Origin of the sequence: Hymenobacter defluvii (assembly GCF_017589435.1) — a bacterium.
Classification (GTDB): domain Bacteria; phylum Bacteroidota; class Bacteroidia; order Cytophagales; family Hymenobacteraceae; genus Hymenobacter; species Hymenobacter profundi.
Genome location: NZ_JAGETX010000001.1, coordinates 949,071 through 973,445 on the forward strand (window position 1 = coordinate 949,071; position 24,375 = coordinate 973,445).

Sequence of the window (24,375 nt, forward strand, 5' to 3'; positions counted from 1 at the left end):
AAAAACACAAAAACGCCCGCTGAACGAATTAAGCGGGCGTTTTTTATGCAACGTTAGGCGGCTGTAAGCCGCCCCTACTTCATCACCTGGGCCAGCTTAGCTTCCAGCGCCGGGCCGCGCAGATTTTTGCCGATGATGCGACCCTGCGGGTCAAGCAGATACGACTGCGGAATTGCCTCAATCTTATAGGTTTGCGCCGCCGCGCTCTGCCAGTACTGCAAATCTGATACGTGCGTCCAAGTCAGGTTGTCTTTGGCAATGGCGTTCACCCACTTGTCGCGGCTTTGGTCCAGCGACACGCTGTAGACGGTAAAGCCTTTGTCCTTGTATTTCTGATAGGCGCGCACCACGTTGGGGTTTTCCTGGCGGCAGGGGCCGCACCACGAGGCCCAGAAATCCAGCAGCACGTACTTGCCGCGCAGGCTGCTCAGGGGTACCACGTTGCCCTCTGGGGTAGGCAGTTTGATGTCGGGTGCTACAGCGCCGGTGGCGGTAGCGCGAGAGGCATCCACCTTGGCAGTCAGCGCCTTAGCATAGCGCGACTCGGGGTGGGTAGCTTTCAGAGCCGTGGCCACGGTATCGGCCAGACCAAAGTTATCGTCCGGGTTCAGCACAGCCGTCAGCACAAAGCCCGATACCACGGAGCCCGGATGCTGGCGTACCAAACGGCGCACACCTGCTTGCCCACGCTCTTGGATTTGCTGGGCTTCCTGCTGAATCGCGGCCACCGAATCGGCCTGGCCTGCCTGCCGGGCCTGTACGAAGCGTTGCTCCAGGCGGTCCATGCTGGTTTTGTTCATCTGCAACGCGTTGCTCACTTGCTGCAACAGCTCCGAGTCGGGCGAGCCCTGCACGGTGTAGCTGTTGTTGAGCTTGCTGGCATCGCCGCGTAGCGTGAGTTTGGTTTGATTGTCGAGCGCTACCAGGGCTTGGTTGGTGTCGTCTACCTTCACCTGATAAATGCTAGGCGCCGGGGTGGTACCCGTGAAGGCGAAGCGCCCTTTCTCGTCAATAGTAGCTGTATCGCGCGAAACGAGCTGATTATCTTCCAATTCAGCTAAATACACTTTGGCGCCGGACGTGGCGTTCGTTAACTCGCCGTTGATTTGATAACCAGTGCTATTTCCAGCGCTAGAGGTAGGCGAAGTAGCTTTGTTACAGGCGTTTGCCATACCAAGCAGGGCACCAAACAGCAACAGACTTTTCATGGGAGGGTGGTTCATTCGAGGAAAGCGGGGTCAAAACGCCAAGGCGTTTAAATAGAATTGACGGAAAAGACAGCGTTTGCGGCCGCAAGTTGCGGATTTTGGAGGAATCCACGGCTTTAGGCGCGTCCTTCGTTGCTACAACCCAAATCAGCCGCGCAGGTTCCCGAAGTGGGTTAATCCAACGGAATATAGCTGGCAATGCGCGAGCCCAACGTGTGCCCATGCAGATTGCGGGCCAGCACCCTACCCTCCGGATCAAGCAGTAGGTTGAAGGGCAGTGTAGTCACCCCAAAGGCCCGCGCTACTGCGCTTTGCTCGCCCTCAGTCGCCCGCACCTGTACGCCGGGCAAGCTGTCGGCCGCGAGCGCACGGTGCCACTTTGCAGCCTCCTCGTCCAGCGACACGCCGTAGTAAGCCAGCCCCCGCCCGCGAAACAGCCGGTGGATTTTTCGTAGCTCCGGGCTGTGGTGCTCTTCACGGCAGGGGCCACACCACGAAGCCCAGAAATCCAGCAATACATATTGCCCGCGCAGGCTGCTTAGCTTCACCGTTTTGCCATTGGCGGTGGGTAGGGCTATTTCTGGCACCTGCGTACCGGGCGCGGTGAGGCAGTAGGCGCGTTGCCATTGATAGAGTCCGAACGCAGCCCGGCTGGAGTCGCCAGCAAACCGGAAGCGCGTGGTCATGGAGTCCAGAAAATCGTCGGGCGCACCAGCGGCGCTTAGGTCCCATACCACACTCGGAGCGAGGTAGGACGTAGCATAGCGGCGCACAATACGGGGTTTCTCGGCGGGCGTTGCCCGAGTCAGCGCTTGTAGAAAGTCAACTTCTGGCGAGCCTTGCCAGTGCGCACCGCCTGCATCAGTGGTCAGCGTCAGGTGGGCGTGGTTGTCGAGCGGTACAAGAAAGATGCGGGCATCGGCGCCGGGCACGCGCAGCACCAGCCGGTAGAGGCCTGGCGCGGGTACTTGTCCTCGCAGCGTAAAACGGCCGTTGGCATCGAGGGCCGCTGAATCCAGCCGCGTCGTACTACCTACCTGCTGCTCCAGCACTACACGGCTCTGCGGTGCCGCGAGTCGAATGCTCCCCTGAATTTCATAACCTGTAGCCGACGCCTCAGATGGCGCTTGGGTAGCTGGTCGGCAGCTTAGCAGTAGGAGCCCAGGAAGCAGTAACAGAGAAATACGCATGGAGCATCCATTGAAAAAGAAGAAAAACGCCTGTCATCCTGAGCTTGCGAAGGACCTTATCACACTAGAACGAGTCGTTGTTACGATTACCGTTCTGCCGTGAGAAGGTCCTTCGCAAGCGCAGGATAACAGGCGTTTTTCTATAAACCTAATACTTAACTACTCATTTACTCGCAGCTTACGCGTCCAACGCTTTGCGCAGGAGCTGGTTGGCCATTTTGGGGTCGGCTTTGCCACCGGTGAGCTTCATCAACTCGCCCATAAACATGCCCGTCAGCGACTTTTTACCCGCTTTGTACTCGGCTACTTTGGCCGGGTTGGCGGCCAGCACCTGCTGAATTTGGGCTTCCAGCGCCCCGGCATCCGATTGCTGCAACAGACCCAGCTGCTCAGCGGCGCCGGTTACGTTGGCCGTGGGGTGCTCCAGCAGGTAGGGAAACAGCTGCTTGGAAGCCACCGAGTGGTTTACTTTGCCTTCATCAATCAGCTCAATGATGCCAGCCAGGTGCTGCGCCGTGAGCGGGAACTCAGCCATGGGCAAAGCACGCTCGTTGAGGTAGGCCTTTACCGGACCGGTCACCCAGTTGGCGGCAGCTTTGGCGTTGGGCGTTAGGCGGGTGAGCTCGTCGAAGAACAAGGCCACGTCCTTTTCAGCCGTCAGCACGTTGGCGTCGTAATCCGAGAGGCTCAGCTCGCCCGTGAAGCGGGCGTAGAGCTGCTGGGGCAATGCCGGCAAGCTGGCCTGGATGCGGTGCAGCCACTCATCGTCGATAACCACCGGGGGTAGGTCGGGCTCCGGGAAGTAGCGGTAGTCGTTCATCGTTTCCTTGCTCCGCTGGCCGTTGGTGGTGCCACTGGCCGCGTCGAAACCGCGGGTTTCGCTGATGATTTCCTCACCGGCTTCCAGCAGGGCAATCTGCCGCTCAATCTCGTAGTCGATGGCGCGCTGCACGTTGCGGAAGGAGTTCATATTCTTCACTTCCACCTTCATCCCGAACTTGTCGGCGCCTTTCAGCATCACCGATACGTTGGCATCGCAGCGCAGAGAGCCTTCTTCCATGTTGCCGTCGCACACTTCCAGGTACTCCACCAGCTTCTTGATTTCGGCCAGGTAGGCGTAGGCTTCGTCGGCGGTGCGCAGGTCCGGCTCGCTCACAATCTCAATGAGCGGCACGCCGGCGCGGTTCAAATCCACCAGCGTCTCTACCTCGCCCGCCAAGTGCATCGACTTGCCCGCGTCTTCCTCCATGTGAATGCGCGTGATGCCAATGCGCTTCGGCTCGGCGCCCGCCACCCGGATATCCACGTGGCCGCCGGTGCAGATGGGGGTTTTATCCTGCGTGATCTGGTAGCCCTTGGGAAGGTCGGGGTAGAAGTAGTTTTTGCGGGCAAACAGGTTGTCGCGCGTGATCTGGCAGCTGGTGGCGAGACCCATTTTCATGGCGTACTCCACGGCCGTGTAGTTCACCTTTGGCAGCGTACCGGGGTGGCCCAGCGTAATCACGCTCAGGTTGTTGTTCGGCATGGCGCCGTACTCGTTTTCATCCGAGGAGTACATCTTGCTGTGCGTGAGCAATTGCGCGTGTACTTCGAGGCCGATGACCGGCTGGTATTTGGCTTTGATGCTTTCGTCCATATCGAGGTGCAAGTTAAACAGAGAAGCCGTAATCAGACGACTACGCCAGCTATTCAATGATAAAGCAGCGTGGTGCTGTTTTATATAGAACCTTTACTCGCATTATAGCTATGGCAACGGCAGCTTCTGTTTATTCAACAGAAGTACGTTTTTTGATTTTTTTACCCTGAATTCTAAACATAACGGGCATAGTAAAACTCACCATAACCGGGTTTCCATCCTGATAACCAGGCTCCCATGCTGGCAAGCTAGCAACGACTCGCTTTGCTTCTTCATCAATGGATGGGTGTACACCTTCTTTAACATGAACGTCACGCACAACACCCAATGTATCGACGTAGAAATTGACGAATACTTTGCCCTGAATATTTTTTCTCAAAGCCTCTGCTGGGTAGCGTATGTTCCGCCCAACATATTGCAACGTACCCGTAAAGCCCCCAAGGGGTGCTTCTGGCATCTTCTCAAAGGGGTAGAACGCAACTGGTTTTCCCGCAGCATCGAAACACTCGCCACCCAGGCTTTTTCCATCTTGGTATGATTCGCGTCGCTTTAGGGTGCCGTTTGGATGGTAAGACAACAATTCCCCATTCCACTTTCCGTGGGTCATGTGCGCTCGACGGCGCAACTGTCCGCTTTCATACCACGCCTCATCCAAACCATGCACGGTGTGCCGACGAATATTCTCGTATTCACTGCGCCATTTCAACTTACCACTAGCATAGTACCGCTGCACAACGCCCCGAATACTATCCTGATAAATTGATTCGCCCCATTCAGCTGCGCCTTCAGCGGAAGGCAGCTTTTTACCGGCTGCATCAAAATACTCCTTAACTGTATGTGGTTCATTGCTCACCTGAGCAGTGGCATTATAACCACCAATACTTCCCGCAGCTAGTAGAAAACAGAATACGTAAAACTTCTTCATTAAAGAAAGATTGGGATAGTTGTGAATTGCAAACGCGGGCCTGAGCACTTACCTAATTGGAGTGCTCAGGCCCGCGTTTGCAATTCACAACTATTACGCCAGCGCTTGGCCTACCAGCTCCTCCGCCTTGCCAATAGCCGCAGCTAACCCGGCCACGTTCTTTCCACCAGCCGTGGCGAAGAAAGGCTGGCCGCCGCCGCCGCCCTGGATTTCCTTGGCCAGCGTGCCAATCAGCGTTTTGGCGTTGAGCTTGCCGGCTTTGGCAATTTCGTCGTCCAGAATCACGGCTAATTGGGGCTTACCGTCGATGTCGGCGCCGAGGACGGCTACGAGGTTGGGCACTACCTGGCGCAGGTCGTAGGCGAGCTTCTTGAGGGCATCGGCAGAGCGGGCGGGCACCTGGGCGGCAATGAACTGCACGCCGCCTATTGCTTTGGCCTGGGAAGCGAGCTGATCTTTTAGTTGACCAAGTTGCTGATTTTCGGCCTGTTCCAACTGCTTGCGTAGAGCGGCGTTTTCCTCGCCTACCTTTTGCAGGCTAGGAAGCAAGTGCTGAGGATTTCCCAGTAATTCGCGCACCTGACGCAGCAAATCTAGCTGCTGATCCACGTAAGCCTCGGCAGCGTCGGCCGTTACAGCCTCGATGCGGCGCACGCCCGCGCCTACCGCCGATTCGCTCGTGATTTTGAAGAAGCCGATTTCGCCGGTGGCGCGCACGTGGATGCCGCCGCACAGCTCCACTGAGTACTCTTTATCAAAGGTGATGACGCGCACGAAATCGCCGTATTTCTCACCGAACAGGGCCATAGCACCCAGCGTTTTCGCTTCGGCAATGGGCACGTTGCGGCGCTCGTCCAGCGGAATTTGCTGACGGATGCGCTCGTTCACGATCTGCTCGATTTCGCGCAGCTGCTCGTCGGTTACCTTGGTGAAGTGCGAGAAGTCGAAGCGCAGGAGCTTGTCGTTTACCAGGGAGCCTTTCTGCTGCACGTGCTCACCCAGCACGCGGCGCAGGGCAGCTTGCAGCAAGTGCGTGGCCGTGTGGTTTTTGCGAATCAGAGCGCGGCGGCTACTGTCGATGCGGGCCGTGAACTCACCTTCCAAGTCCTCGGGTAGGGGCAACTCCAGCACGGTGTGCACGATGAGGTCGTTTTCCTTGCGCGTGTCAATCACGCGCACCCGCGACAGGCCGCCTTCCAGGTAGCCCGTATCGCCTACCTGCCCGCCCGACTCGGCGTAGAACGGCGTTTGGTCGAGCACCACGTGGTACTCGGTTTTGCCTTTTTGCGTCACTTTGCGGTAGCGCAGCAGGCGCGCGGGGGCTTCCTCCACGTCGTAGCCCACAAATACGGGCAGCTCGCCGTTGTCGGAGTTCACTACTACCCAGTCGCTCTGCTCGCTTTCCTGAGCATTGCGCGAGCGGTTTTTCTGGGCTTCCAGTTCTTTCTGGAAACCGGCTTCGTCTACCATCAGACCTTTTTCACGGGCAATGAGGGCGGTGAGGTCAAGTGGGAAGCCAAACGTATCAGACAGTTCGAAAGCCGTTTTGCCGTCGATGGTGTTGCCTTGGCTTTTGAAGCCTTCTTCCAGCGCGTCAATGCGGCGCAGGCCGTTTTCCAGCGTTTTCAGGAAGCTGATTTCCTCTTCCTCAATCACGCGCTGCACAAACTGCTGCTGCGCTTTCAGCTCAGGGAAGATACCAGCCATCTGATCGGCCAACACCGGCACCAGCTTATATAGGAAGGGCTGCTTCTGATTGAGCGACGAAAACGCGTAGCGCACGGCACGGCGCAGGATGCGGCGAATCACGTAGCCAGCCTTCACGTTGCTGGGCAGCTGGCCGTCGGCAATGGTGAAGCTGATGGCGCGGATGTGGTCGGCAATGACGCGAATGGCGATGTCGGTTTTCTCATTTTCCGTGGCGGGCTGGTCATTCACGGTGGCCGGGGCGGTGCCGTGGTACTCTACCCCAGCTTCCTTGGCAATGAACTGAATCAGCGGCTGGAACACGTCGGTATCGTAGTTCGACTTCACACCCGATACGGCCATCATCAGGCGCTCGAAACCCATGCCGGTATCTACGTGCTGCGCGGGCAGCTTGATGAGCGACTTATCGGCCAGACGCTGGAACTCCATGAACACGTTGTTCCAGATTTCCACTACCTGCGGGTGGTCGGCATTCACCAGCTCACGGCCGGGCTTTTGGGCTACCTCCTCCTCGGAGCGCAGGTCGATGTGAATTTCGGTGCAGGGGCCGCAGGGGCCGGTATCGCCCATCTCCCAGAAGTTGTCCTTCTTGTTGCCGGGCAGGATGCGGTCCTCGGTGGTATATTGGCGCCACAGGTTCTGCGTCTCAGTATCGGCGGCCAGTTGGTCGCCCTCGTCGCCCTGGAAGTAGGTGACGTAGAGGCGGTCTTTGGGCAGCTTATACACGTCAGTCAGCAGTTCCCAGGCCCAGGCAATGGCTTCGGTTTTGAAATAGTCACCAAACGACCAGTTGCCCAGCATCTCGAACAGGGTGTGGTGGTAGGTGTCGTAGCCTACCTCCTCCAGGTCGTTGTGCTTGCCCGATACGCGCAGGCACTTCTGGGTGTCGGCCACGCGCTTGTAGGGGGCGGGCTTGTTGCCGAGGAAGTAATCCTTGAACGGGGCCATGCCCGAGTTGACGAACAGCAGGGTAGGGTCGTCTTTGAGCACCAGCGGCGCTGAGGGCACAATATGGTGGCCTTTGGAGGCAAAGAAGTCGAGAAACTGCTGGCGAACGTGCGAAGCCTTGGGGAGTGACATAGGGAAGGAACGCCGGGTTTCGGCCCGGCAAATCGTGAGGGTTCGTGGTACGCAGGCCGCTTTGTGGTTGATAGCGGCCCGTTTTTTGGTAGTTTGCAGCTTTGCGAAAAGCCGTTCTGGCAAAGTTAGCAAATGTAGGGGCGCGTTGCACGCGCCCGTCGTTGCTGCCGATGCCAATGGCCTTTTCCGTCGTGCCACGACGGGCGCATGCAACGCGCCCCTACCCCCGACCAATGCCGTACAAAGAGCGCGAGATCAAGAAAGAATATTACACCATTGGCGAGGTGGCGCGCATGTTCGAGGTGGCGCCCTCGCTGATTCGGTTCTGGGAAACGGAGTTTGAGGACCTCAGCCCGCGCAAAAACCGCAAGGGCAACCGCCTCTACACGCCCCAGGACATCGAAACCTTCCGCACCATCTACCACCTAGTGAAGGAGCGCGGCTACACCATCCCCGGCGCCCGCGACCTGATGCGCCAGCGCGGCCCCCAGCTCAAGGAACGCATGGAAGTGGCGCACTCGCTGGAGAAGGTGCGTGGGTTTCTGGTGGAACTGCGCAAGCAGTTGGATGGACTTGGGAAGAATCCTACGTCTGCCTCACCCTCCAATCCCCTCTCCGAAAAGGAGATGGGAGACTAGAGCTAGTTTTAGAAGCTAGCTCCCCTCCTTGAAAAAGGAGGGGTTGGGGGTATTCCAATCGTTGCACTGTTTATAGCTCTATTTTTATTTCTAACTGTAGCAGAACCACCCCCAACCCCTCCTTAGAAAAAGGAGGGGAGCTAATACTAGTACTAAAAACTAGCTGCTAATCCTCCCTCTTCTTTTCGGAGAGGAGGCTAGGGGTGAGAATTACCACATGCACGACGATATCCTCCTCCACGAAGTCGCCCTGACGCTGTTTCCCGGTATTGGGCCGCAGCTTACGCGACAGCTGATGAGCTACGGCAGCTCCGCCAAAAACGTGCTGCACCTGCCGCCGGGCAAGCTGCGTAAGATTCCGGGGGTAGGGCCGAAAGCCGTGGCCACCCTTACCGGCGCGGAGCGCACTACAGCTCTACGCCGGGCCGAGGAAACCCTGCGCCGCGCCGAAAAGGAGGGCGTACAACTGCTGTTCTACACCAGCAAGCAGTTTCCGAAGCGCCTCAAGCAGCTGCCCGACGCTCCTACCCTCCTATACTACCAGGGCACTGCCGACTTAAACACGCCTAAAACAGTCGGCATTGTGGGCACGCGCCAAGCCACCGATTACGGCCGCGAGCAAACTGAGAAGCTAGTGCAGGGCCTCGTGCCGCATCAACCTCTGGTAATAAGCGGTTTAGCCTATGGTATCGACATTTTTGCCCACCGCGCTGCCTTGCAGGAAGGCTTGGAAACAGTAGGCGTGATGGCCACTGGGCTGGACATACTCTACCCCCCTGCCCACCGCAAAACTGCCGAGAAGATGCGCACGCAGGGCGGTTTACTCACAGAGTTTCCCTTTGGCACCCAGCCCGATAAGTACAACTTCCCCGCACGGAACCGCATTATTGCTGGGCTTTCTGATGGCACGGTGGTGGTAGAAGCGGCCCGCAAAGGCGGTGCGCTCATCACCGCCGAGCTGGCCATCAGCTACGATCGTGAGGTACTGGCCCTACCCGGCCCATTGGGTAGCCCCGCCTCCGCCGGCTGCCACGACCTCATCAAGGCCCACAAAGCCGCGCTCTACGCCGAACCCAAAGACCTGGAAGAATTGCTGAATTGGGATGCCGCCCTGCACCAGTCGGGCAAGTTTCAGGCCGCTCCAACCTACTCACCCCACGATTTCACGGCGGAGGAATTCAAGCTTATCGAGCTACTTGTAGTGCTCAAAGAAGAGTTGCTGGATAACCTAAGTTGGAAAGCGCAGTTGCCTGTGAACCAGGTTGCCACGCTGCTGCTGGGGTTGGAGTTTAGAGGGATAGTGAAAGCGCTGCCAGGCAAAAAATTTGTGCTCACATAGGAACAACTGAGTGGAAGAGTGACTGAGTGATGGTGTAGATTATCCATATTGTGCAACCAAAACAGCCACTCAGTCACTCGCCCGTGCTGCTCTACAACGACCACCTGCTACCCGCGGCCGACCTCGCCCTGCCCCTACCCAACCGCGGGCTACAGTTCAACGACGGCTTTTTCGAAACGCTGGTCTGGGCCGCCGATACCGTACGCTACCTGTCGCACCACCTACGCCGGATGCGGGCAGCGGCTGTTGCGCTGCATCTGCCGCTGCCGCCCGCCCTGGCCGACGCCCCTTCCCTTGTAGCCACCGTGCGGCGCGTGACGGCGGCCAATTCGCTAACCGAGGCCCGGGTGCGGATACAGCTCTGGCGCGGTGGCGGTGGTCTGTACTCCCCGCCGCCCGCTGCCCCTACCGAGTACCTCGTTGCGGCCCTACCCTTTCAGCCCAACGACCAGCCGATCAATCAGGCTGGCTTCGCCCGGGAGACGCACACGTTTCATACGCCGCTATCATTTTGCAAGGGGCCGCACGCGCTCTACTACGTACGGGCCGGATTGGAGCGGCAAACGCGCGGCCTGGATGAACTGCTGTTGCTGGACGCCACTGGGCACGTGGCAGAAGCCATATCGGCGGCGGTGTTTTGGGTGCGAGAAGGGCAGCTATACACACCCGCTCTGGCAACGGGCTGCGTGGCGGGAGTACGCCGGGCGCATCTGCTGGCTGTGGCTCACCAACAGGGCTTACCCTGCCAGGAAGGCTTATTCACTCCCGATCAACTACTAGCCGCCGAAGCCGTTTTTACGGCCAACGTAGCCGGAATACGCCCCATAGAGCGTTTAGAGGGCAGTACGTTCGCTTCAGCAATGCATCCGTTGCTAGGGGCACTCCGCCAGTGGGAAACCGACGAAACTAACTAGTAAGCTACCTTACAGTCTTCAGGTACAAGGCGAATCAGTAGCCGGTGGCAAGTCGAACCGGGTAGGGAGAGTACCGCTGGAACGACAGCGTAATTGGAGCCAGCTGGCTTCGAACTCGGCCAAATCTGCCTCCGTGACTTCGTTGATGCGTAAAATGTCGGCGCGAGGCCGCTCATTCGCATCCAGAGCGTACAAAGCTATCCAGGCGCGGTACTGGAGGGGCAGACCACTTGGTCCACCCTCATGCCCCATCGTAGCACCAGAAGAAAAATTAGGAATAACCCACATGAATGGCAGATACGAAATCCACCGCAATATTGGATTTTATTTTTGAAGTATAAATTTCAAAAACATCAACACGCCCCGTAATTGCTCACGGCATATATTTTTCAACATATTCAAAAATATAATTACATACCCGATATAATTATATTAATAAAATATAATTTGCATATCGTAGAAATAATATAATTTTTCAAATTTTATTGCAATGAGAAACTAGCACTGAGCTCCTCCTCCGATGTGCTAGACGCCGGCTCAAATTTTAGCATCCGAAATACGCGTTGGGCTTCGTTGGCCAAGGCATCCATAGCGGCGGGGGGCACGTTGGTGTTATAGCCCGGAATGGGGCGCGGCTCCACTGCTACTACCGATGTACGACTCACGTGCCCATCGGGTGCTATTTGCAGCCGAATGAGCACGTTGCCTTGGGCACCTGCCATGGCGGCGGCGGTCGGATAACGGCTGTTGTTCGCGAAGAACTCCACCGACGTGTTATCCTCCTCCAATGGCTTGTGCGCCTTCATGCGCTGCGTCAGGCCGCGCTTGATGAGTCTGGACTGCTCCACCTTGGGTACCTCTATGGCAACGGTATCCCGCACTACGGGTGTAGGCTTGGGTTTGGAAGCCGGCCGTTTGCGCCGGGGGGTGATAGGGGCCGGTGGATCGGCCGTCCAGGTATTAAAGTTTTGGGCTTTCGCCTCGGCCGTGGCCAGTAGCGTCAGCAAGCAAATAACCGGGTAGTAGAACCATTTTTTCATCGCACTAGACTGCATTGAACTTTATAATATGCTCGAACGACCAATTATCATTAGTCGTTCTCACAGAGCGCAACATAAAACTGCACGCAAGTGGTGCCCCCTTTGCTGCAATTTTATCTTGTTTTATGCCTAAAAATACAAAGTTTACGGCAAACTATGGCCTTCCGAACCACCATTATCGCATCTTCTACCACCCGTCTGAAATGCCTACTGGATAACGTAGCGTACGGGTACGTCTTCTTGGGTGGTGCCTGCGGCGGGCTCAAAATGCAGCCCCCACAGCAGATCTGCGGCACCTTGGCGCATGGCAGCCTTACCCGCCGCCGCAGACGCTTCTTTGCCGGTAGGCGCCTGCCGAATATCTGCACTCAGCACCTCCGAATCAATCACATCCCCGGCCGAGTTGACGTTGAGGCGCACCAGCACCTGCCCCGATAGTCCTGCCTGCAAGGCCGTGGCGGGGTAGCGCAAGTGCTGCCACGCGTAGCGGTAAAACTCCGCATCGGGGGCACTATAGGCGCTGGCCCGCACGCGTTGCCCCAACCCACGCCGTAAGGGCTTGGAGTAGGCTGCCACAGCAGGCGGCGTACGCCGGACCGGCTCGGGGGTGGCAGTAACTACTGGCAGCGTGGCATCGGCAGTGGCCGCAGCCCGCTTACCCGACTTACGAACGGGTGTATCGGTAGGACTGCTGGTGCCACCTTCCCAACGGTTGAAGGACATTTGCGCGTAACCGGCCTGGGCCAGTAATACCAGCGCGCCTACTGGCAACCAACGCTGGGCACGGGTCTTAAGGGAGTAGAGGTTAGTTGTTGTCATATCCTGAGCAGCACGTTAACGAGATGAAATAGGAATTTACCCATTCTACTCCATTAACGCTGCAAAGTTACCGCCCGGTATGCTCGACCAAATATTACACGGCCACCGGCGCCTTAATAGCGGGCCAGGGGTCGTAGTTTTCCAGCTTAAAATCGTTGTACTGAAAGCCGAAAATGTCCGTTACCTCCGGGTTCAGACGCATCTGGGGTAGCGGACGCGGCGTGCGGGTGAGCTGCTCGCGGGCCTGCTCCAAGTGGTTGCTATACAAGTGAGTGTCGCCGCCGGTCCAGATGAAGTCGCCGGGTTGTAGGCCCGCTACCTGCGCTAGCATGAGCGTGAGCAGGGCGTAGCTAGCAATGTTGAAAGGGACGCCCAGGAACACGTCGGCCGAGCGCTGGTAGAGCTGGCAGGAAAGTTTGCCATCGGCCACGTAGAATTGGAAGAGGGCATGGCAGGGCTGGAGCTTCATATCGGGCAGGTCGGCCACGTTCCAGGCCGAGACCAAGATGCGGCGCGAGTCGGGCTGCTCGCGCAGCAGGCGCACTACCTCGCTGATCTGGTCGATGGTTTCGCCGTTGGGGGCGGCCCAGCTGCGCCACTGCTTGCCATACACGGGACCCAGCTCGCCGTTGGCGTCGGCCCACTCGTCCCAGATTTTCACACCGTGCTCTTTGAGGTAGGCAATGTTGGTATCGCCCTGCAAAAACCACAATAGCTCGTGAATGATGCTTTTCAGGTGCACCTTTTTGGTGGTCACCAAGGGGAAGCCCTCTTGCAGATTGAAACGCATCTGGTAGCCAAACACCGACAGTGTGCCGGTGCCGGTGCGGTCGGTTTTCTGGGTGCCGTGGTCGAGTATATGCTGGAGGAGGGTGTGGTATTGGTGCATGGGCGCAAAGGTAAGCAGGCGGCAGGTTCTCGCAGAGGTTCGCAGTGTCCGGATAAGCTGTCAAGTTAACTCTGCGGCTTTTTCAGCAACTCATCTGTAAAATGCTCGGTGCGCTTGGGCAGTGTAAATTTATTGGCGTTGTAGGTGGCGGAAGTGCCTTTCGGGATAGACAGCGACTGCCACTGTCCGTCTAGCACCATCTTGCCAATGAAGACGATTTGCCCGATGTGATATGGATAGTGCGCCAGTTGCCGGTTAATAGCTTCTACCACCGTGCAGCCCATATTTCGGATGAAAACTTCCTTCCCTAAATCTGCCTCTTGTAAGCTGTCAAGTACAGTTAGCAAGCATTGCCACCCCTCATTCCAACGCGCCAGCACCTCTTGTTTGGTTTGTAAATCGTTAGCGAATTCAGCTTCGCGATTGCGCCATTCCTTCTCGCCGTCGGTGGTTAGGAAGTCCGTCCACCGGGAGAGCATGTTGCCCCACAGGTGCTTGACGATGGTCGCGATGCTGTTGCTTTCTGGGTTGTATTGCCAAAACAGCGCTTCTTCCGGTAGCTGCTGCATTGTTTGCTCACCGAGGAGCTTGTAGTACTCAAACTGTTTGCGGACGCTGGCGAGGTAGTTCACGTTAGGTTGTTTTACTGAGGACTGAGGCTTTTCGTGAGCGTTAAACCGAAGCACGAGTTGCAGCCAGTTATGGTGGAATTGCACTGATTGGGGCCGCTGAGAATTTGCAGTTCGCTCTTGGTTCTTCTTCTATTAGCTAACTATTGCGCTCAAAGCGAAACAGCCGCATCATAGCTATTGGATTCTGTAATTAATACCCAATTCTTCTTCCGTCGCACCAGTAGCGGGCACAAATTGCAGCCCTTTCATAATAAGACGTGCTTGTTGTAGCATTATGTCCCGGCCTTCCGCATTTAGTGGAATAGTTGATTCTATGATTTCCGTTTGAATAACCTGCCCATCGCTATTTACAAAAAGGCGCACCTTCACTATCCCTTCGGTTCCTGCACGTAGTGCTGTTATCGGGTATAGTATAGCACGTTGTATATATGTGTAGGCTGCCACGTCGGCTGGCTGACCTTAATGATCTTTGATGCGTTGTTTAACTCCCCGTTGCAAGCGAGTTTGGGTAGAAGCGATGGCGATAATTCGCAAAGAGTCCTGTTTGAAGCGCTTTATAGCGTTGAGTGAATCCTGCCGCGCTTTTATCAGCAATACCTTTTTTCCCCGTTCCTCGGCAGAGATTGTTGAAATATTAGGTGCCGGTCGTGCATCCCAGCGGTTATACCGTTCCTGCGCTTGCCCTACCTCCGGCAGCAGCACTACACAACATAGGATATACCAAGGGCTTTTCATTTCTAAATAGAATAGCTCGCGGAAACAAATAGCAAAAAACAACGGTTGGCCTTCGGCGGTCCTTAAGGTAAGCAGAACGCTGCGTACTCGTTTCTGCTTGAGCCGCCCTCCTACCCTATGCCTACTCGCCGATTCGCCTACCCTATCCTGCTGGCCCTGTTTCTCCTCACGGGCCTAGCGGGTTACTTTGCCGCCCAGCTGCGTTTCAACTACAATTTCAACGATTTCTACCCCGCCAGCGACCCCGACCTGGCCTACTACGAGGAGTACGCCCAGCGCTTCGGTAACGACAACGACTACGTGCTGCTGGGCCTGGAAGCTCCCACGGGCAAGACCGTTTTCGACCCGCAGTTTCTGGTGCGCGTCGATTCGCTGACGCAGTTTGTGCGGCGGCGGCCTCATGTGGTCAGCGTCACGTCGCCTACCACCGCCACCAACCCGGTGGTGGAAGGGCTGGGCGTGTTCAACATCCCCTACTTCCACCCCGGCGACCCGGACCCCGCGCGGCGGGCGCAGGACTCGGCCACCGTGTACCGTACGCCGGGGCTGGTGGGCAACCTGATTTCGCCGGATGCCCGCGCCGCTACCGTGCTGCTGCAAACCTCGCCCAACCTCGCCAAGCCGCCCGGCGACTCGCTGCTGGCGGCCGTGCGCCGGGAGCTGACGCGCCAGGGCTTCGCGGAAACCGACTACCACCTAGCCGGCAAAATGGTGGCGCAATCCGTGTTTGTGGACCGCTTGCAGATGGAGTTGGCGCTGTTCATGTCGCTGTCGGTCATTCTGGTGACGGCCCTACTGTGGTTCACTTTTCGGACGTGGTGGGGCGTGGTGCTACCCTTAGTGGTGGTGCTGGGGGCCATTGTGTGGGGTCTGGGTGTGATGGGTGCGGCCGGTATCAGCATTGATCTGATGACGGCCCTGCTGCCGGTGATGCTGTTCGTGGTGGGCATGTCCGATACCATCCACATCATCACGCGCTACGTGACGGAGCTGGGCTACGGCACCGAGAAACGGGCCGCGCTGTGGGTCACCTTGAAAGAATCGGGCTTTGGGTCGGGGCTGTCGGCGCTGACCACCAGCATCGGCTTTTTCACGCTGATGACCAGCACCATCCGGCCGATTTATAACTTCGGGCTGTTTACGGGCATTTCCGTGCTGCTCACGTTTGTGCTCAGCTTCACGCTTTTACCCGCCATGCTGCTGTTGCTGCGCAAGCCCCAGTTGCGGGTGCCACGCCAGGAAGGCCGCAGCTGGGACGGCGTGCTGGGACGCCTGTTCCGGCAGGTGCTGGCGCGACGGCAGCTGGTAGTGGCCGTGAGTGCCGTGGTATTGATTGCCTCGGTGGCGTCGGCCTCGCGCATCCGCATCAACTCGGCGCTGCTGGATGATTTGTCGCAAAACGACCCGGTGAAGCAAGACTTCCGGTTTTTTGAGCGGCAATTTGCGGGCGTGCGGCCTTTCGAAATGGCCCTTACGCCAGCGGCAGGCGGCTCAGTCCTCACCCTACCCGTATTGCGCCAGACCGAGCAGATCGAGACCTACCTCCAACGCACCTACGGCCTGCGCTTCGTGGCCTCGCCCGTGACGCTGATAAAATCGGTGCGCAAAGCCCTGAACGGCGGTGACATAGCCGAGTACCGCCTACCCGACTCCGACGCCGAGTTGCAACGCCTGCTGCGCCGGGCCAAGCCGTTTCGGAAGAAGCCCGAGTTCCAGGCGCTGGTCCTACCCGATGGCTCGGAGGGTAGGCTAACCGGCCGCATGCCCGACGTGGGCAGCCTGCGCGCTGGCGCCCTCAACGCCGACCTGCGCCAGTTTCTGCGTCAGCGCATTGACTCCACCATCGTGCAAACCCGCCTCACCGGCTCGGCCAACCTCATCGACAAGAATAACGAGAACCTGTCGCTGAACATGATAACCGGCATGAGCATCGACATTCTGATGGTGACGCTGATTGTGCTGGCCCTGTTCCGCTCCATTCGCATGACGCTGATTGTGCTGATTCCCAACTTGGTACCCATCCTGATAGTAGCGGGCGTGATGGGCGTGGCCGGCGTGAGCATGAAGGTGAGCACCAGCATCATCTTCACCATCGCCTTCGGCATTGCCGTGGACGATACCATTCACTTTATCAGCAAATTGAAACTGGTGTTGCTGAAAGAAGACAGCCTGTTCCGGGCCGTACGCAAAACCTACCTCATGGCCGGCAAGGCGGTCATTGTCACGTCGTTGATTCTGGTAGGCGGCTTCTCTACCCTAATTTTCTCGTCGTTCGACGGCACGTTCTACGTGGGCCTGCTCATTGGCCTCACGCTCCTGTTTGGGGTAGTGGCTGAGTTGACATTGCTGCCCATTCTGATTCTGTGGTTCTACCGCCACCAGCCCGCCGCCGTGCGCGAGGCGGTGCCGGTTTCGTAGGGAGAAGGTATCTGGGCCACTGCACGGTGTAGAGACGCATATTTGCGTCTCGTCGTTGAACAGTTCGCATTAGTATCGTTCTAGCCCAACAACGTCAGCAACGACAAGACGCAAGTATGCGTCTCTACGCTGTTCTGGCTGCCTTTCCAGTTAACTCAAATATTCCTTATAGTAGAGTCGGATTCAGTGGGTAGAGACACAATATTTCTCAGAGAAACGGGGCATCTGCGCACGGTAATGCAACATCCTTTCGGCTGACCGGTCTCATGCTTTGATGACCGATTTGCCTACCCTTCCCGCAACCGACCAGCAGCTTGTGAAGCAGGTGCTGGGTGGCAACACCGCGGCGTTTGGGCAGATTGTGCAGCGCACGGAAGGGCTGGTTACGCAGTTGGTATTCAAGATGATCCGACACCCCGCCGACCGCCCGGATATTGCGCAGGAGGTCTACCTGAAGGTGTATAAAAACCTGGCTGGGTTTAAGTTTCAGGCAAAGCTCTCCACGTGGGTAGGCCAAATCACCTACAACACGTGCCTGCACTACCTGGAAAAGAAGCAGTTGGTGCTGGTAGACCCTGCGGAACCCATCCCGGATGCGGCAGTAGAGGAAGGACGCCGAGCCCCGCCCCCGCTTGTAGCCGACTCAGATTACGACCCCGAAACAGCCCTTTTCAGCCACGACTTAGCCGATATCTTGGGCACGGCCATCGAGCAGCTACCCCCACTCTACCGCACCCTGATTTCCTTGTACCATCAGCAGGAACTGAGCTACGAGGAAATTGCCCAGATCACCTCCCTGCCAGATGGTACCGTGAAAAACTACCTCTTCCGAGCACGAAAACAGCTGAAACAGCACCTACTAGCCCGCTACCAACGCGACGACTTATGACAAGCCCCCATCTTTCTGAACGCGCCCTCCAAGAGGCCGCGGAGTCGCTGGCCCTGCTGCCGGCTACCCAGGCGGCTCACCTGCGCGGCTGCCACCAGTGCCAGGACCAGGTTGCGACCTACCAGCACCTATTTGTGGCAACGACCCGCCTACCCCAACCGGCTTTCACTTTTGACCTCACGGCCAGCGTGCTAGCGCAGTTGCCCAAGACTAAGCCCGCTTTCCCGTGGGTGCTCTGCTGGGTGGCGGTTCCTGTAGTGGGGGTTGTCGGCGCTTTTCTGGCGTTGTTTGGTGGCACGCTGATGCAGGTTTTTCAGGATATGGCTACCCTATTGGGAGGTGGGCTATTGGTAGTAGTAGGGTTCCTTATGGCCGGCCAATGTGTAGAGTTGCTGGCCCGACACCGCCGACAAATGCGCCTGCTGTCTTTTTCGTAATTTTTTGCAACACGAACGGCTTCGACCGGTCTCATGCAGTACTACTCCACGGCCCGACTTATGAAAGGTTTTTTGCTATTTCTGCTTTTCTGCTTGACTACGGAGGGAGCTTCGGCCCAAAGTACGCTGGTGCCTCTTGACGACAATGCGTTGGAACTCGCGCGCCGGGTTGTGCTGCCGATCTTCGGGTTTTACCTGCTTTGTAGCTTCGTACTAGCCGCTATCAAACTGATTATGAACTACCTGCTGAAGCGGCAAATTCTGGGGGCGGCCGTTTCGGAAAGCGTTGTGGAGCGCCTACTGCCCGGCCCTCAAGACGAGCAAAACAAGGTAGTGAAGTGGATTGCGCTGCTTCTGAGCAGCGGCGTGGGGCTTACGGTATGCAGCTTATTCCTACCCTTGGGCATTCACTCCATCATCATCCTGCTTTTCAGCACGGCTTTCGGGTTTCTGGCTTACTACCTTTTCCTGCGTCGTCAAACGAAGTAATCCGCACGACACCTTTCTGCTTTCTCCAGCATCTCCGTCCGCAAGCATAGCGGTAGGAAAGTGGGTGCTGTTGCCTCTCCTGCTTCCCTTTTCTTCGTCACGTTAACTACTCACTTGTATGAAACAGTCGGTATACTCAGCTCTCTGTACTATGCATTACATGGTAACTTGTATTAAAAAATACCTTTATAGTCAGACACTTACGAAATGTATCGGAAAAACTGTGACGCAGTTGCGGCATCCGTTTTCCTGCTGCGTACAGGCTGCGTGCTCGGGCCAGTGGCGTTTTTGGTGGCTGATGTTGGTAGTCGTTTGCCTAGTGCCGAGCACAGCATCTGCTCAAGTTTCGGGTGGCATATCGGGCACGCTATTGGACCGAAGCACACGTCAACCGCTTCCTTTTGCCAACGTCTTGCTGTTGCGATTACCGGACTCTACTCTAGCCGGAAACACTCAAACGGCTGATAACGGTACTTTTGCCTTAGTGAGCGTTCCGTTGGGCCACTACGTACTGCGGGCAGAGGCACTAGGCTACCAGACTACTCGCCGGAGCATCACGCTAAATGCGACTACCCCGGTACTCCGTCTGGGCGAATGGCTGGCCGCTCCGATGGTGGTGCAGCTTGACGGGGTAGTAGTGCAGGGCGAAAAGGCCGTGCTCGTTGAAGACCTGGACAAGAAGATTATCAACGTAGACAAAGACCTGAACAGCGTGGGCGGCACGGCGGCCGATGTGCTGCAAAAGGTGCCTTCTGTGGCGGTAGATGAAAACGGGCAGGTCAGCTTGCGGGGCAACGCGAGCGTTACGCTCTACCTCGACGGCAAGCCCGCGCCCAGCAGCCTGCGCCTCGACCAGCTGCCCGCCAGCCGCCTCGAAACCATTGAGGTTATTACCAATCCGGGGGCGCGGTACTCGGCCCAGGGCGCGGGCGGCATCATCAACTTAGTGCAGAAAAAGCAAGTTAAGGACAGTTGGAACGGGGAGGCGCTGGTCACGGTGGGTACCCGCGACAAGTACAGCGCCTCGCTCAACCTTGGCCGTAAGGTGGGCAAATTCAATTTTTACAGCAACGTAAATGGGCTCAATAATGAGTTCCGTGGCAGCTCGGCCTTGCAGCAGGTGGCTATAGCCGAGGGCCGCACCACTGGCACCGATCAGACCGGCCGCGCCGTCCGCCACCAAGTCAATAAAGCGCTTCGCTTAGGCGTGGACTACGCCTGGCGCCCGGAGCAAACGCTGACGCTGACCGCCGAATTTTATAAGAACGACTTACACCAAACCAACCATTTCACTACCCAACTCACGCGCGATACTGACCCGACGATTATCCTACAAAATCAAAATCCGGAAGTCGACGACCTGTATACCATGCGTGTGGGCAGCAACTACCGGCATACCTGGGCTGCCTACCCTGGCCGCGAGCTAACGGCCAGCGCTACCTATACCTTGGATGGCGGCACCGTGACTACGGAGCAACGTGTGCTGGACGGCCCCGCCAGCTACACTCGGCAGGCGCGTCGGCAGTTCCTCGATGTGACCATCCACCTACCCTCGGCGCAGATAGACTACGTGCATCCCCTGGACGACAAACGCCGCTGGGGAGCGGGCGTAAAAACCGACGTGATGGTGACGCCCGGCACGGCTGAGTATACGGTGCAGCCAGTACCCGGCGCAGAATTTATTCGGCAAGAGGCGAATTCGTACCGCTACCACTACCAGCAAGTGATTCCGCAGGCCTACGGCTCGTATCAGCAGAAAAACGACCATTGGGACTATCAAGTGGGGTTGCGAGCTGAGTTTACCGGGCTACAGGCCCGGGTACTGCCCATGGGCTCAACCAACCAACGCATCTTCAACCTATTCCCCTCCGCCACAGTGGCGCGTACCCTACCCCACCACGAGCAGCGCCTCCAGCTCAGCTACTCGCGCCGCCTGAATCGACCCAACTTTCTGCAAATCGTGGCCTTACCTATTTACACTGATGCGCGCAACTACATGGTGGGCAACCCCGCCCTGCGCCCCGAGTACGTGCATGTGGCAGAGCTGGGCCATCAGGTGACGTGGCAGCATACTACCCTCAACACCACGCTGTTTGGACGCTTCGCCAATCAAGCCATTCAGAGCCTGCGCACGGTTGACACGCTGGCGACCCGCCTCAGCGGCCAGCCCGACTTCATCACCCGCACCAGCTACGCCAACCTGGGCCGCACGGCTAGCTACGGGATGGAAGTTTCGTTGACGCAGCCCGTGACTACTTGGTGGAAGCTCATTGCCAACGGCTCCTTTTACCGCAACCAGGTAGCCAGCTACACCGGCAGTGGCACCCGCGCCAACTTCACCGGCACGGCATATTTGCTGAATACGTTCAGCCCGACCAAAACGCTGGCCGTGCAGCTTAGCGGCAACTACCGCGCACCGTTGGTGGTACCGCAAGGCCGCCTGCTGGCCGTGTATGGGGTAGATGTAGCCCTGCGCCAGCGCCTGTTCCACGACCGGGCGGCCCTCACACTGCGTGTCAGCGACCTGTTCGACACGCGGCGCCAGTACACTCGGCTAAGAGCCGCAGGCCTCACTACCAATCTGCAAACCAAGTACGAAACCCGCGTGGGCTACCTGGGCTTCACCTGGTTTTTAGGCACCAGCAAGCCCGCCAGCTCTATCGACAACCAACCCAAGGGAGATACGGGTGGTTTTGGTGGGTAGTGAGTGACAAAGCTATTTTTCGCCTTGTCCTCCTGAGCATGTGGCGCATCAAGCCAATGTCGAAGGACCTTCTCACGCGTGAACGACAAACGTAACAACGACTCGTTCTGGCGTGAGAAGGTCCTTCGACACTGGCTTGATGCGCCACATGCTCAGGAGGACAGACTTTAACAGACTACACTATTTCCACTTTTGGGCGATGCTGATGGCTGTTTCCAGCATGTGGGGCGCCCACTGCTCTAACTGCCAGTCGGTATGGGCGAGGGAGGAGGCGCGCAGGCGCTGTTGCGCTTCTTCGTAGGAAGCGGCCGTTTCCAGAATTTGCGAGAGTTGGCGCTGCTGTGCGTGGAGGGCTTCGTCGTGGGCGGCCGGGCCGGTGGGTAGGGCTGCTGGCGGCTGGAATGCGTTGGGCTGATGGCTGGGCGCGCGGTGCCGACTGGCCTCTACTATAGCAGCCATCCGTTGGAAATCCTGCCGGAATTGGTGTTGGCTGGCCTCGGTGCGGAGGCCGGTGCCGAGTTGCTCCAGCACTACGTACTTCAGCTGCGGGCACTGGGGGATTGTGCGTTCCAGCAGAGCAAATACCTCGTCGGGCACGGCCTCGTCGTGGGTGTCGCGCCGGATCTGCCTACCCTGCTCCACTTGCGAGTACTCCCAGCTACCGCCCGAAATATGGATTTCGCGCACCCGATGCAGCGAGTAGAGCGCCAGCAGCGAGTCGGTAGACAAGTTGAAGTTGTGCAACTGACAGTACAGGTTGTGCAGATCCAGAATCAGGAAGCCGTTGACGGGCGCCAGCAGCTTCTCCAAAAACTCGCCGTGGCGCTGCACTTCCTCCAGGGAGTAGGCGAAAGCCAAATTTTCCAGCCCCACTGGGCACTGGCAGGCATCGGCCACGCGCAGGAGCCGGTCTTGGCCCAAGCGCAGAGTAGCAGCCGTGTAAGGTACAGGCAGCGGCGCGCCGGTATGGAAGTTCTGCCCCGTGAAGGAGCCGAAATGCTCCGTGATATGGTCGAAGTGAAACCGCGCTGCGAGCAGGCGTAGCTGCTCCAGCCACTGCGCCTGCTCGGGTGTCCAGCGGCCCGAAAGCAACGAATAATACACGCCGTGTCCAATCAGCCGGCCCTGCTCACCGTAGGCAGTCAGCAGCTCGGCAAACCAATTAGGCAGCTGCCGGCCGTCAAACAGGGTGTCAAACGACCACTCCACGGCTTCTACCTGGCCTGCTTCGAGCAGCGGCAAGGCTGCGGCCAGAAGGTGGTCGTCCAGATTGCAGGCAATAGCCGATAAGATGCTCGGCACGGCGGGTACGGCAGCCATAGTTTCTGGCGCGTTGCTTAGCCCAGGCCACACGCGGGGCAGTAGACGGGCGTTTTTTTCTCGCTACCCTTTGCTACTTTTTCGCCTTTCGGTGCGGGCTCGTCGCCTTTTGTGCAGGCAGTAGTTTGCGCCGTGATGCCGACCAAAACGGCTCCGAGTAAAGCTTTCGACAATTTCATAATGATCTGTGAATGAATGGAAAGATGGGATACAGTAGCTAGAGCCTCGCCAATTGGGCAGCGGTTGCATATCGATCATAAAAAATAAAATTTCTCGTACGCCTAAGGCGGCTTACTAGACGCAGCACCCGCGCAACGCAACTTTTCAAGACCTTTGCCCCCATGAAACTTCTGCTGCTTCTCCTACTCCAGACTGCACCCGAGCAAACTACCAACCCTGTACCCCGCCTGATTCAGGAGCGGGAAGCGCTGGTGCGGCAGTATGAAGCCGCTAATGCTCAGCGCAATGCTTTTTTGGCCAACAAACCCAGCAAAAGGGATTTAGAAGAAGTGGTAGCCGCCCTGAAAGGCATCATCCGCAAGGACACCGAGATTGTGCAGGCCGTGAAGGACGATGCCCTACGCCAAACCGCCGGCCTGGTGGCCGAGCGCCAGCAGGTGCAGCAGCAGGCCAGCGTGGCCCAGAGCGACCAAAGCACCACCCAGGAGCGGTTCTACGACCTGCAACGCCAGATTACGAACCTGGAGGAACGCGAGCGGCAGCACCAGAAGAAACTGGCCGAAGCCCAGGCGCTGGCCAACGAAGTCGACCAGAGCCGCACCACCCGCGACCTGCTCACGGCGGGGCTGGCCGTGCTGAGCGTGGGGTTGCTGGTGTACGTAGGGCGCCTGCGCGGCCAGCGCCGCGCACCGGCTAAGCGCAAGCGGTAGGCGTCCCTGTTATGCTGGTTCCCGCCGCGCGCTACCTCACGTACACCGAGGCCGTTGTACTCTACAACGAGCTGCTACAGGCCGATATCGTGGCGCTGGTGAAGGCCCACGGTCCGCCCTCCCTACCCTACGGCGAGGGGATGTACTACCAGTTGCTGATTGAGGAAGCGTTGGTGGAAGTAGCCCAGCCCTTGCTCACCGATTTTGAGCAGGAGCGCACCGCACCGAAATTACCGCGTTGCCCACGTTGCGGCAGCCTGGCCGTAGCCCCTGCCGAGCGCGTAGCGTGGTGGCGCCAATTGCTGTATGTGGGCACCACGCCTATGCGGTGCGCCACCTGCCAAAACGTGTTTGCCGGGTAGAGCCAGCTTAGCACAGCCAGGACTTCCGCCTGAGTCGAGTGCCGATCGGAAGTTCTGACAGCATAAATCCCTTTTTATCAATCATACCCGCGTTGCATTAATAAAAATATAAGG

24 protein-coding genes are annotated in these 24,375 nt (G+C 57.7%); 10 read left to right on the forward strand and 14 right to left on the reverse strand.

Going from position 1 to position 24,375, the window contains the following annotated elements:
• Nucleotides 1–74: 74 nt before the first annotated feature.
• The 5 genes from J4D97_RS03880 to alaS form a co-directional block, all read right to left on the reverse strand.
• Nucleotides 75–1,223 carry a TlpA disulfide reductase family protein gene (locus tag J4D97_RS03880; RefSeq protein ID WP_208306420.1) on the reverse strand — a complete coding sequence of 383 codons (1,149 nt, stop codon included), beginning with the start codon at nucleotides 1,221–1,223 and terminating at the stop codon, nucleotides 75–77.
• A 158-nt stretch (nucleotides 1,224–1,381) separates the two neighbouring features.
• Entirely contained in the window at nucleotides 1,382–2,398 is a 1,017-nt protein-coding gene (locus tag J4D97_RS03885; protein WP_208306421.1) for a TlpA disulfide reductase family protein, read from the reverse strand.
• 178 nt (nucleotides 2,399–2,576) lie between these two features.
• A complete protein-coding gene (gene gatB, locus J4D97_RS03890) occupies nucleotides 2,577–4,034 on the reverse strand; it encodes an Asp-tRNA(Asn)/Glu-tRNA(Gln) amidotransferase subunit GatB (RefSeq protein ID WP_208306422.1) in 1,458 nt (485 codons plus the stop codon).
• Between the two features lie 130 nt (nucleotides 4,035–4,164).
• A complete protein-coding gene (locus J4D97_RS03895) occupies nucleotides 4,165–4,959 on the reverse strand; it encodes an energy transducer TonB (RefSeq protein ID WP_208306423.1) in 795 nt (264 codons plus the stop codon).
• A 93-nt stretch (nucleotides 4,960–5,052) separates the two neighbouring features.
• Nucleotides 5,053–7,746: an alanine--tRNA ligase gene (gene alaS, locus J4D97_RS03900; protein ID WP_208306424.1), complete on the reverse strand. Its 2,694-nt coding sequence runs from the start codon at nucleotides 7,744–7,746 to the stop codon at nucleotides 5,053–5,055.
• A 233-nt stretch (nucleotides 7,747–7,979) separates the two neighbouring features.
• On the opposite strand from alaS, the gene J4D97_RS03905 reads away from it, so the two are divergent.
• The 3 genes from J4D97_RS03905 (at nucleotide 7,980) to J4D97_RS03915 (ending at nucleotide 10,637) form a co-directional block, all read left to right on the forward strand.
• On the forward strand, nucleotides 7,980–8,384 hold the full coding sequence (locus tag J4D97_RS03905) for a MerR family transcriptional regulator (RefSeq protein WP_185283729.1): 405 nt from the start codon (nucleotides 7,980–7,982) through the stop codon (nucleotides 8,382–8,384).
• 217 nt (nucleotides 8,385–8,601) lie between these two features.
• Nucleotides 8,602–9,723, forward strand: a complete 1,122-nt coding sequence (dprA, locus tag J4D97_RS03910) for a DNA-processing protein DprA (RefSeq protein WP_208306425.1) — start codon at nucleotides 8,602–8,604, stop codon at nucleotides 9,721–9,723.
• A gap of 50 nt (nucleotides 9,724–9,773) precedes the next feature.
• Nucleotides 9,774–10,637, forward strand: a complete 864-nt coding sequence (locus J4D97_RS03915; protein ID WP_208306426.1) for an aminotransferase class IV — start codon at nucleotides 9,774–9,776, stop codon at nucleotides 10,635–10,637.
• Between the two features lie 18 nt (nucleotides 10,638–10,655).
• On the opposite strand, the gene J4D97_RS03920 is transcribed toward J4D97_RS03915, so the two are convergent.
• The 7 genes from J4D97_RS03920 to J4D97_RS03950 all read right to left on the reverse strand — a co-directional run bounded on the left by J4D97_RS03920 (nucleotide 10,656) and on the right by J4D97_RS03950 (nucleotide 14,752).
• Entirely contained in the window at nucleotides 10,656–10,925 is a 270-nt protein-coding gene (locus tag J4D97_RS03920; protein ID WP_208306427.1) for a hypothetical protein, read from the reverse strand.
• A gap of 194 nt (nucleotides 10,926–11,119) precedes the next feature.
• Nucleotides 11,120–11,677, reverse strand: coding sequence for an energy transducer TonB (locus J4D97_RS03925; protein WP_208306428.1), 558 nt, complete (start codon nucleotides 11,675–11,677; stop codon nucleotides 11,120–11,122).
• A gap of 207 nt (nucleotides 11,678–11,884) precedes the next feature.
• Nucleotides 11,885–12,496 carry a TonB family protein gene (locus tag J4D97_RS03930; RefSeq protein ID WP_208306429.1) on the reverse strand — a complete coding sequence of 204 codons (612 nt, stop codon included), beginning with the start codon at nucleotides 12,494–12,496 and terminating at the stop codon, nucleotides 11,885–11,887.
• 94 nt (nucleotides 12,497–12,590) lie between these two features.
• Nucleotides 12,591–13,385 carry a thymidylate synthase gene (locus tag J4D97_RS03935; RefSeq protein WP_208306430.1) on the reverse strand — a complete coding sequence of 265 codons (795 nt, stop codon included), beginning with the start codon at nucleotides 13,383–13,385 and terminating at the stop codon, nucleotides 12,591–12,593.
• Between the two features lie 65 nt (nucleotides 13,386–13,450).
• Entirely contained in the window at nucleotides 13,451–14,017 is a 567-nt protein-coding gene (locus tag J4D97_RS03940; protein ID WP_208306431.1) for a DUF1572 domain-containing protein, read from the reverse strand.
• A gap of 174 nt (nucleotides 14,018–14,191) precedes the next feature.
• Complete coding sequence (locus tag J4D97_RS23945; RefSeq protein WP_208306432.1) at nucleotides 14,192–14,461, reverse strand: energy transducer TonB; 270 nt, start codon at nucleotides 14,459–14,461, stop codon at nucleotides 14,192–14,194.
• 15 nt (nucleotides 14,462–14,476) lie between these two features.
• Nucleotides 14,477–14,752 (reverse strand): hypothetical protein, encoded by a 276-nt coding sequence (locus J4D97_RS03950; RefSeq protein WP_208306433.1) that lies wholly within the window; start codon nucleotides 14,750–14,752, stop codon nucleotides 14,477–14,479.
• 117 nt (nucleotides 14,753–14,869) lie between these two features.
• Here J4D97_RS03950 and J4D97_RS03955 point away from each other — a divergent pair, with 117 nt between their 5' ends.
• The 5 genes from J4D97_RS03955 (at nucleotide 14,870) to J4D97_RS03975 (ending at nucleotide 21,689) form a co-directional block, all read left to right on the forward strand.
• Nucleotides 14,870–17,170, forward strand: coding sequence for an efflux RND transporter permease subunit (locus J4D97_RS03955; protein WP_208306434.1), 2,301 nt, complete (start codon nucleotides 14,870–14,872; stop codon nucleotides 17,168–17,170).
• Nucleotides 17,171–17,444: 274 nt separating this feature from the next.
• A complete protein-coding gene (locus J4D97_RS03960; protein ID WP_208306504.1) occupies nucleotides 17,445–18,059 on the forward strand; it encodes a sigma-70 family RNA polymerase sigma factor in 615 nt (204 codons plus the stop codon).
• Nucleotides 18,056–18,496: a hypothetical protein gene (locus J4D97_RS03965; RefSeq protein ID WP_208306435.1), complete on the forward strand. Its 441-nt coding sequence runs from the start codon at nucleotides 18,056–18,058 to the stop codon at nucleotides 18,494–18,496. Before J4D97_RS03960 ends, J4D97_RS03965 begins: the two co-directional genes overlap by 4 nt.
• Nucleotides 18,497–18,589: 93 nt before the next feature.
• The gene (locus J4D97_RS03970; RefSeq protein WP_208306436.1) at nucleotides 18,590–18,985 is read left to right on the forward strand and encodes a hypothetical protein; all 396 of its coding nucleotides are present in this window, start codon (nucleotides 18,590–18,592) and stop codon (nucleotides 18,983–18,985) included.
• Between the two features lie 298 nt (nucleotides 18,986–19,283).
• Nucleotides 19,284–21,689: an outer membrane beta-barrel protein gene (locus J4D97_RS03975; RefSeq protein ID WP_208306437.1), complete on the forward strand. Its 2,406-nt coding sequence runs from the start codon at nucleotides 19,284–19,286 to the stop codon at nucleotides 21,687–21,689.
• Nucleotides 21,690–21,869: 180 nt separating this feature from the next.
• Here J4D97_RS03975 and J4D97_RS03980 read toward each other — a convergent pair whose 3' ends face one another.
• Nucleotides 21,870–23,009: a multinuclear nonheme iron-dependent oxidase gene (locus J4D97_RS03980; RefSeq protein WP_243900110.1), complete on the reverse strand. Its 1,140-nt coding sequence runs from the start codon at nucleotides 23,007–23,009 to the stop codon at nucleotides 21,870–21,872.
• A 17-nt stretch (nucleotides 23,010–23,026) separates the two neighbouring features.
• Nucleotides 23,027–23,188 carry a chryseobasin-related MNIO class RiPP peptide gene (locus J4D97_RS03985; RefSeq protein WP_208306438.1) on the reverse strand — a complete coding sequence of 54 codons (162 nt, stop codon included), beginning with the start codon at nucleotides 23,186–23,188 and terminating at the stop codon, nucleotides 23,027–23,029.
• Between the two features lie 162 nt (nucleotides 23,189–23,350).
• Here J4D97_RS03985 and J4D97_RS03990 point away from each other — a divergent pair, with 162 nt between their 5' ends.
• Both J4D97_RS03990 and J4D97_RS03995 read left to right on the forward strand, forming a co-directional pair.
• Complete coding sequence (locus J4D97_RS03990) at nucleotides 23,351–23,899, forward strand: hypothetical protein (protein WP_208306439.1); 549 nt, start codon at nucleotides 23,351–23,353, stop codon at nucleotides 23,897–23,899.
• 11 nt (nucleotides 23,900–23,910) lie between these two features.
• Nucleotides 23,911–24,261 carry a hypothetical protein gene (locus tag J4D97_RS03995; protein ID WP_208306440.1) on the forward strand — a complete coding sequence of 117 codons (351 nt, stop codon included), beginning with the start codon at nucleotides 23,911–23,913 and terminating at the stop codon, nucleotides 24,259–24,261.
• Nucleotides 24,262–24,375 lie beyond the last annotated feature (114 nt).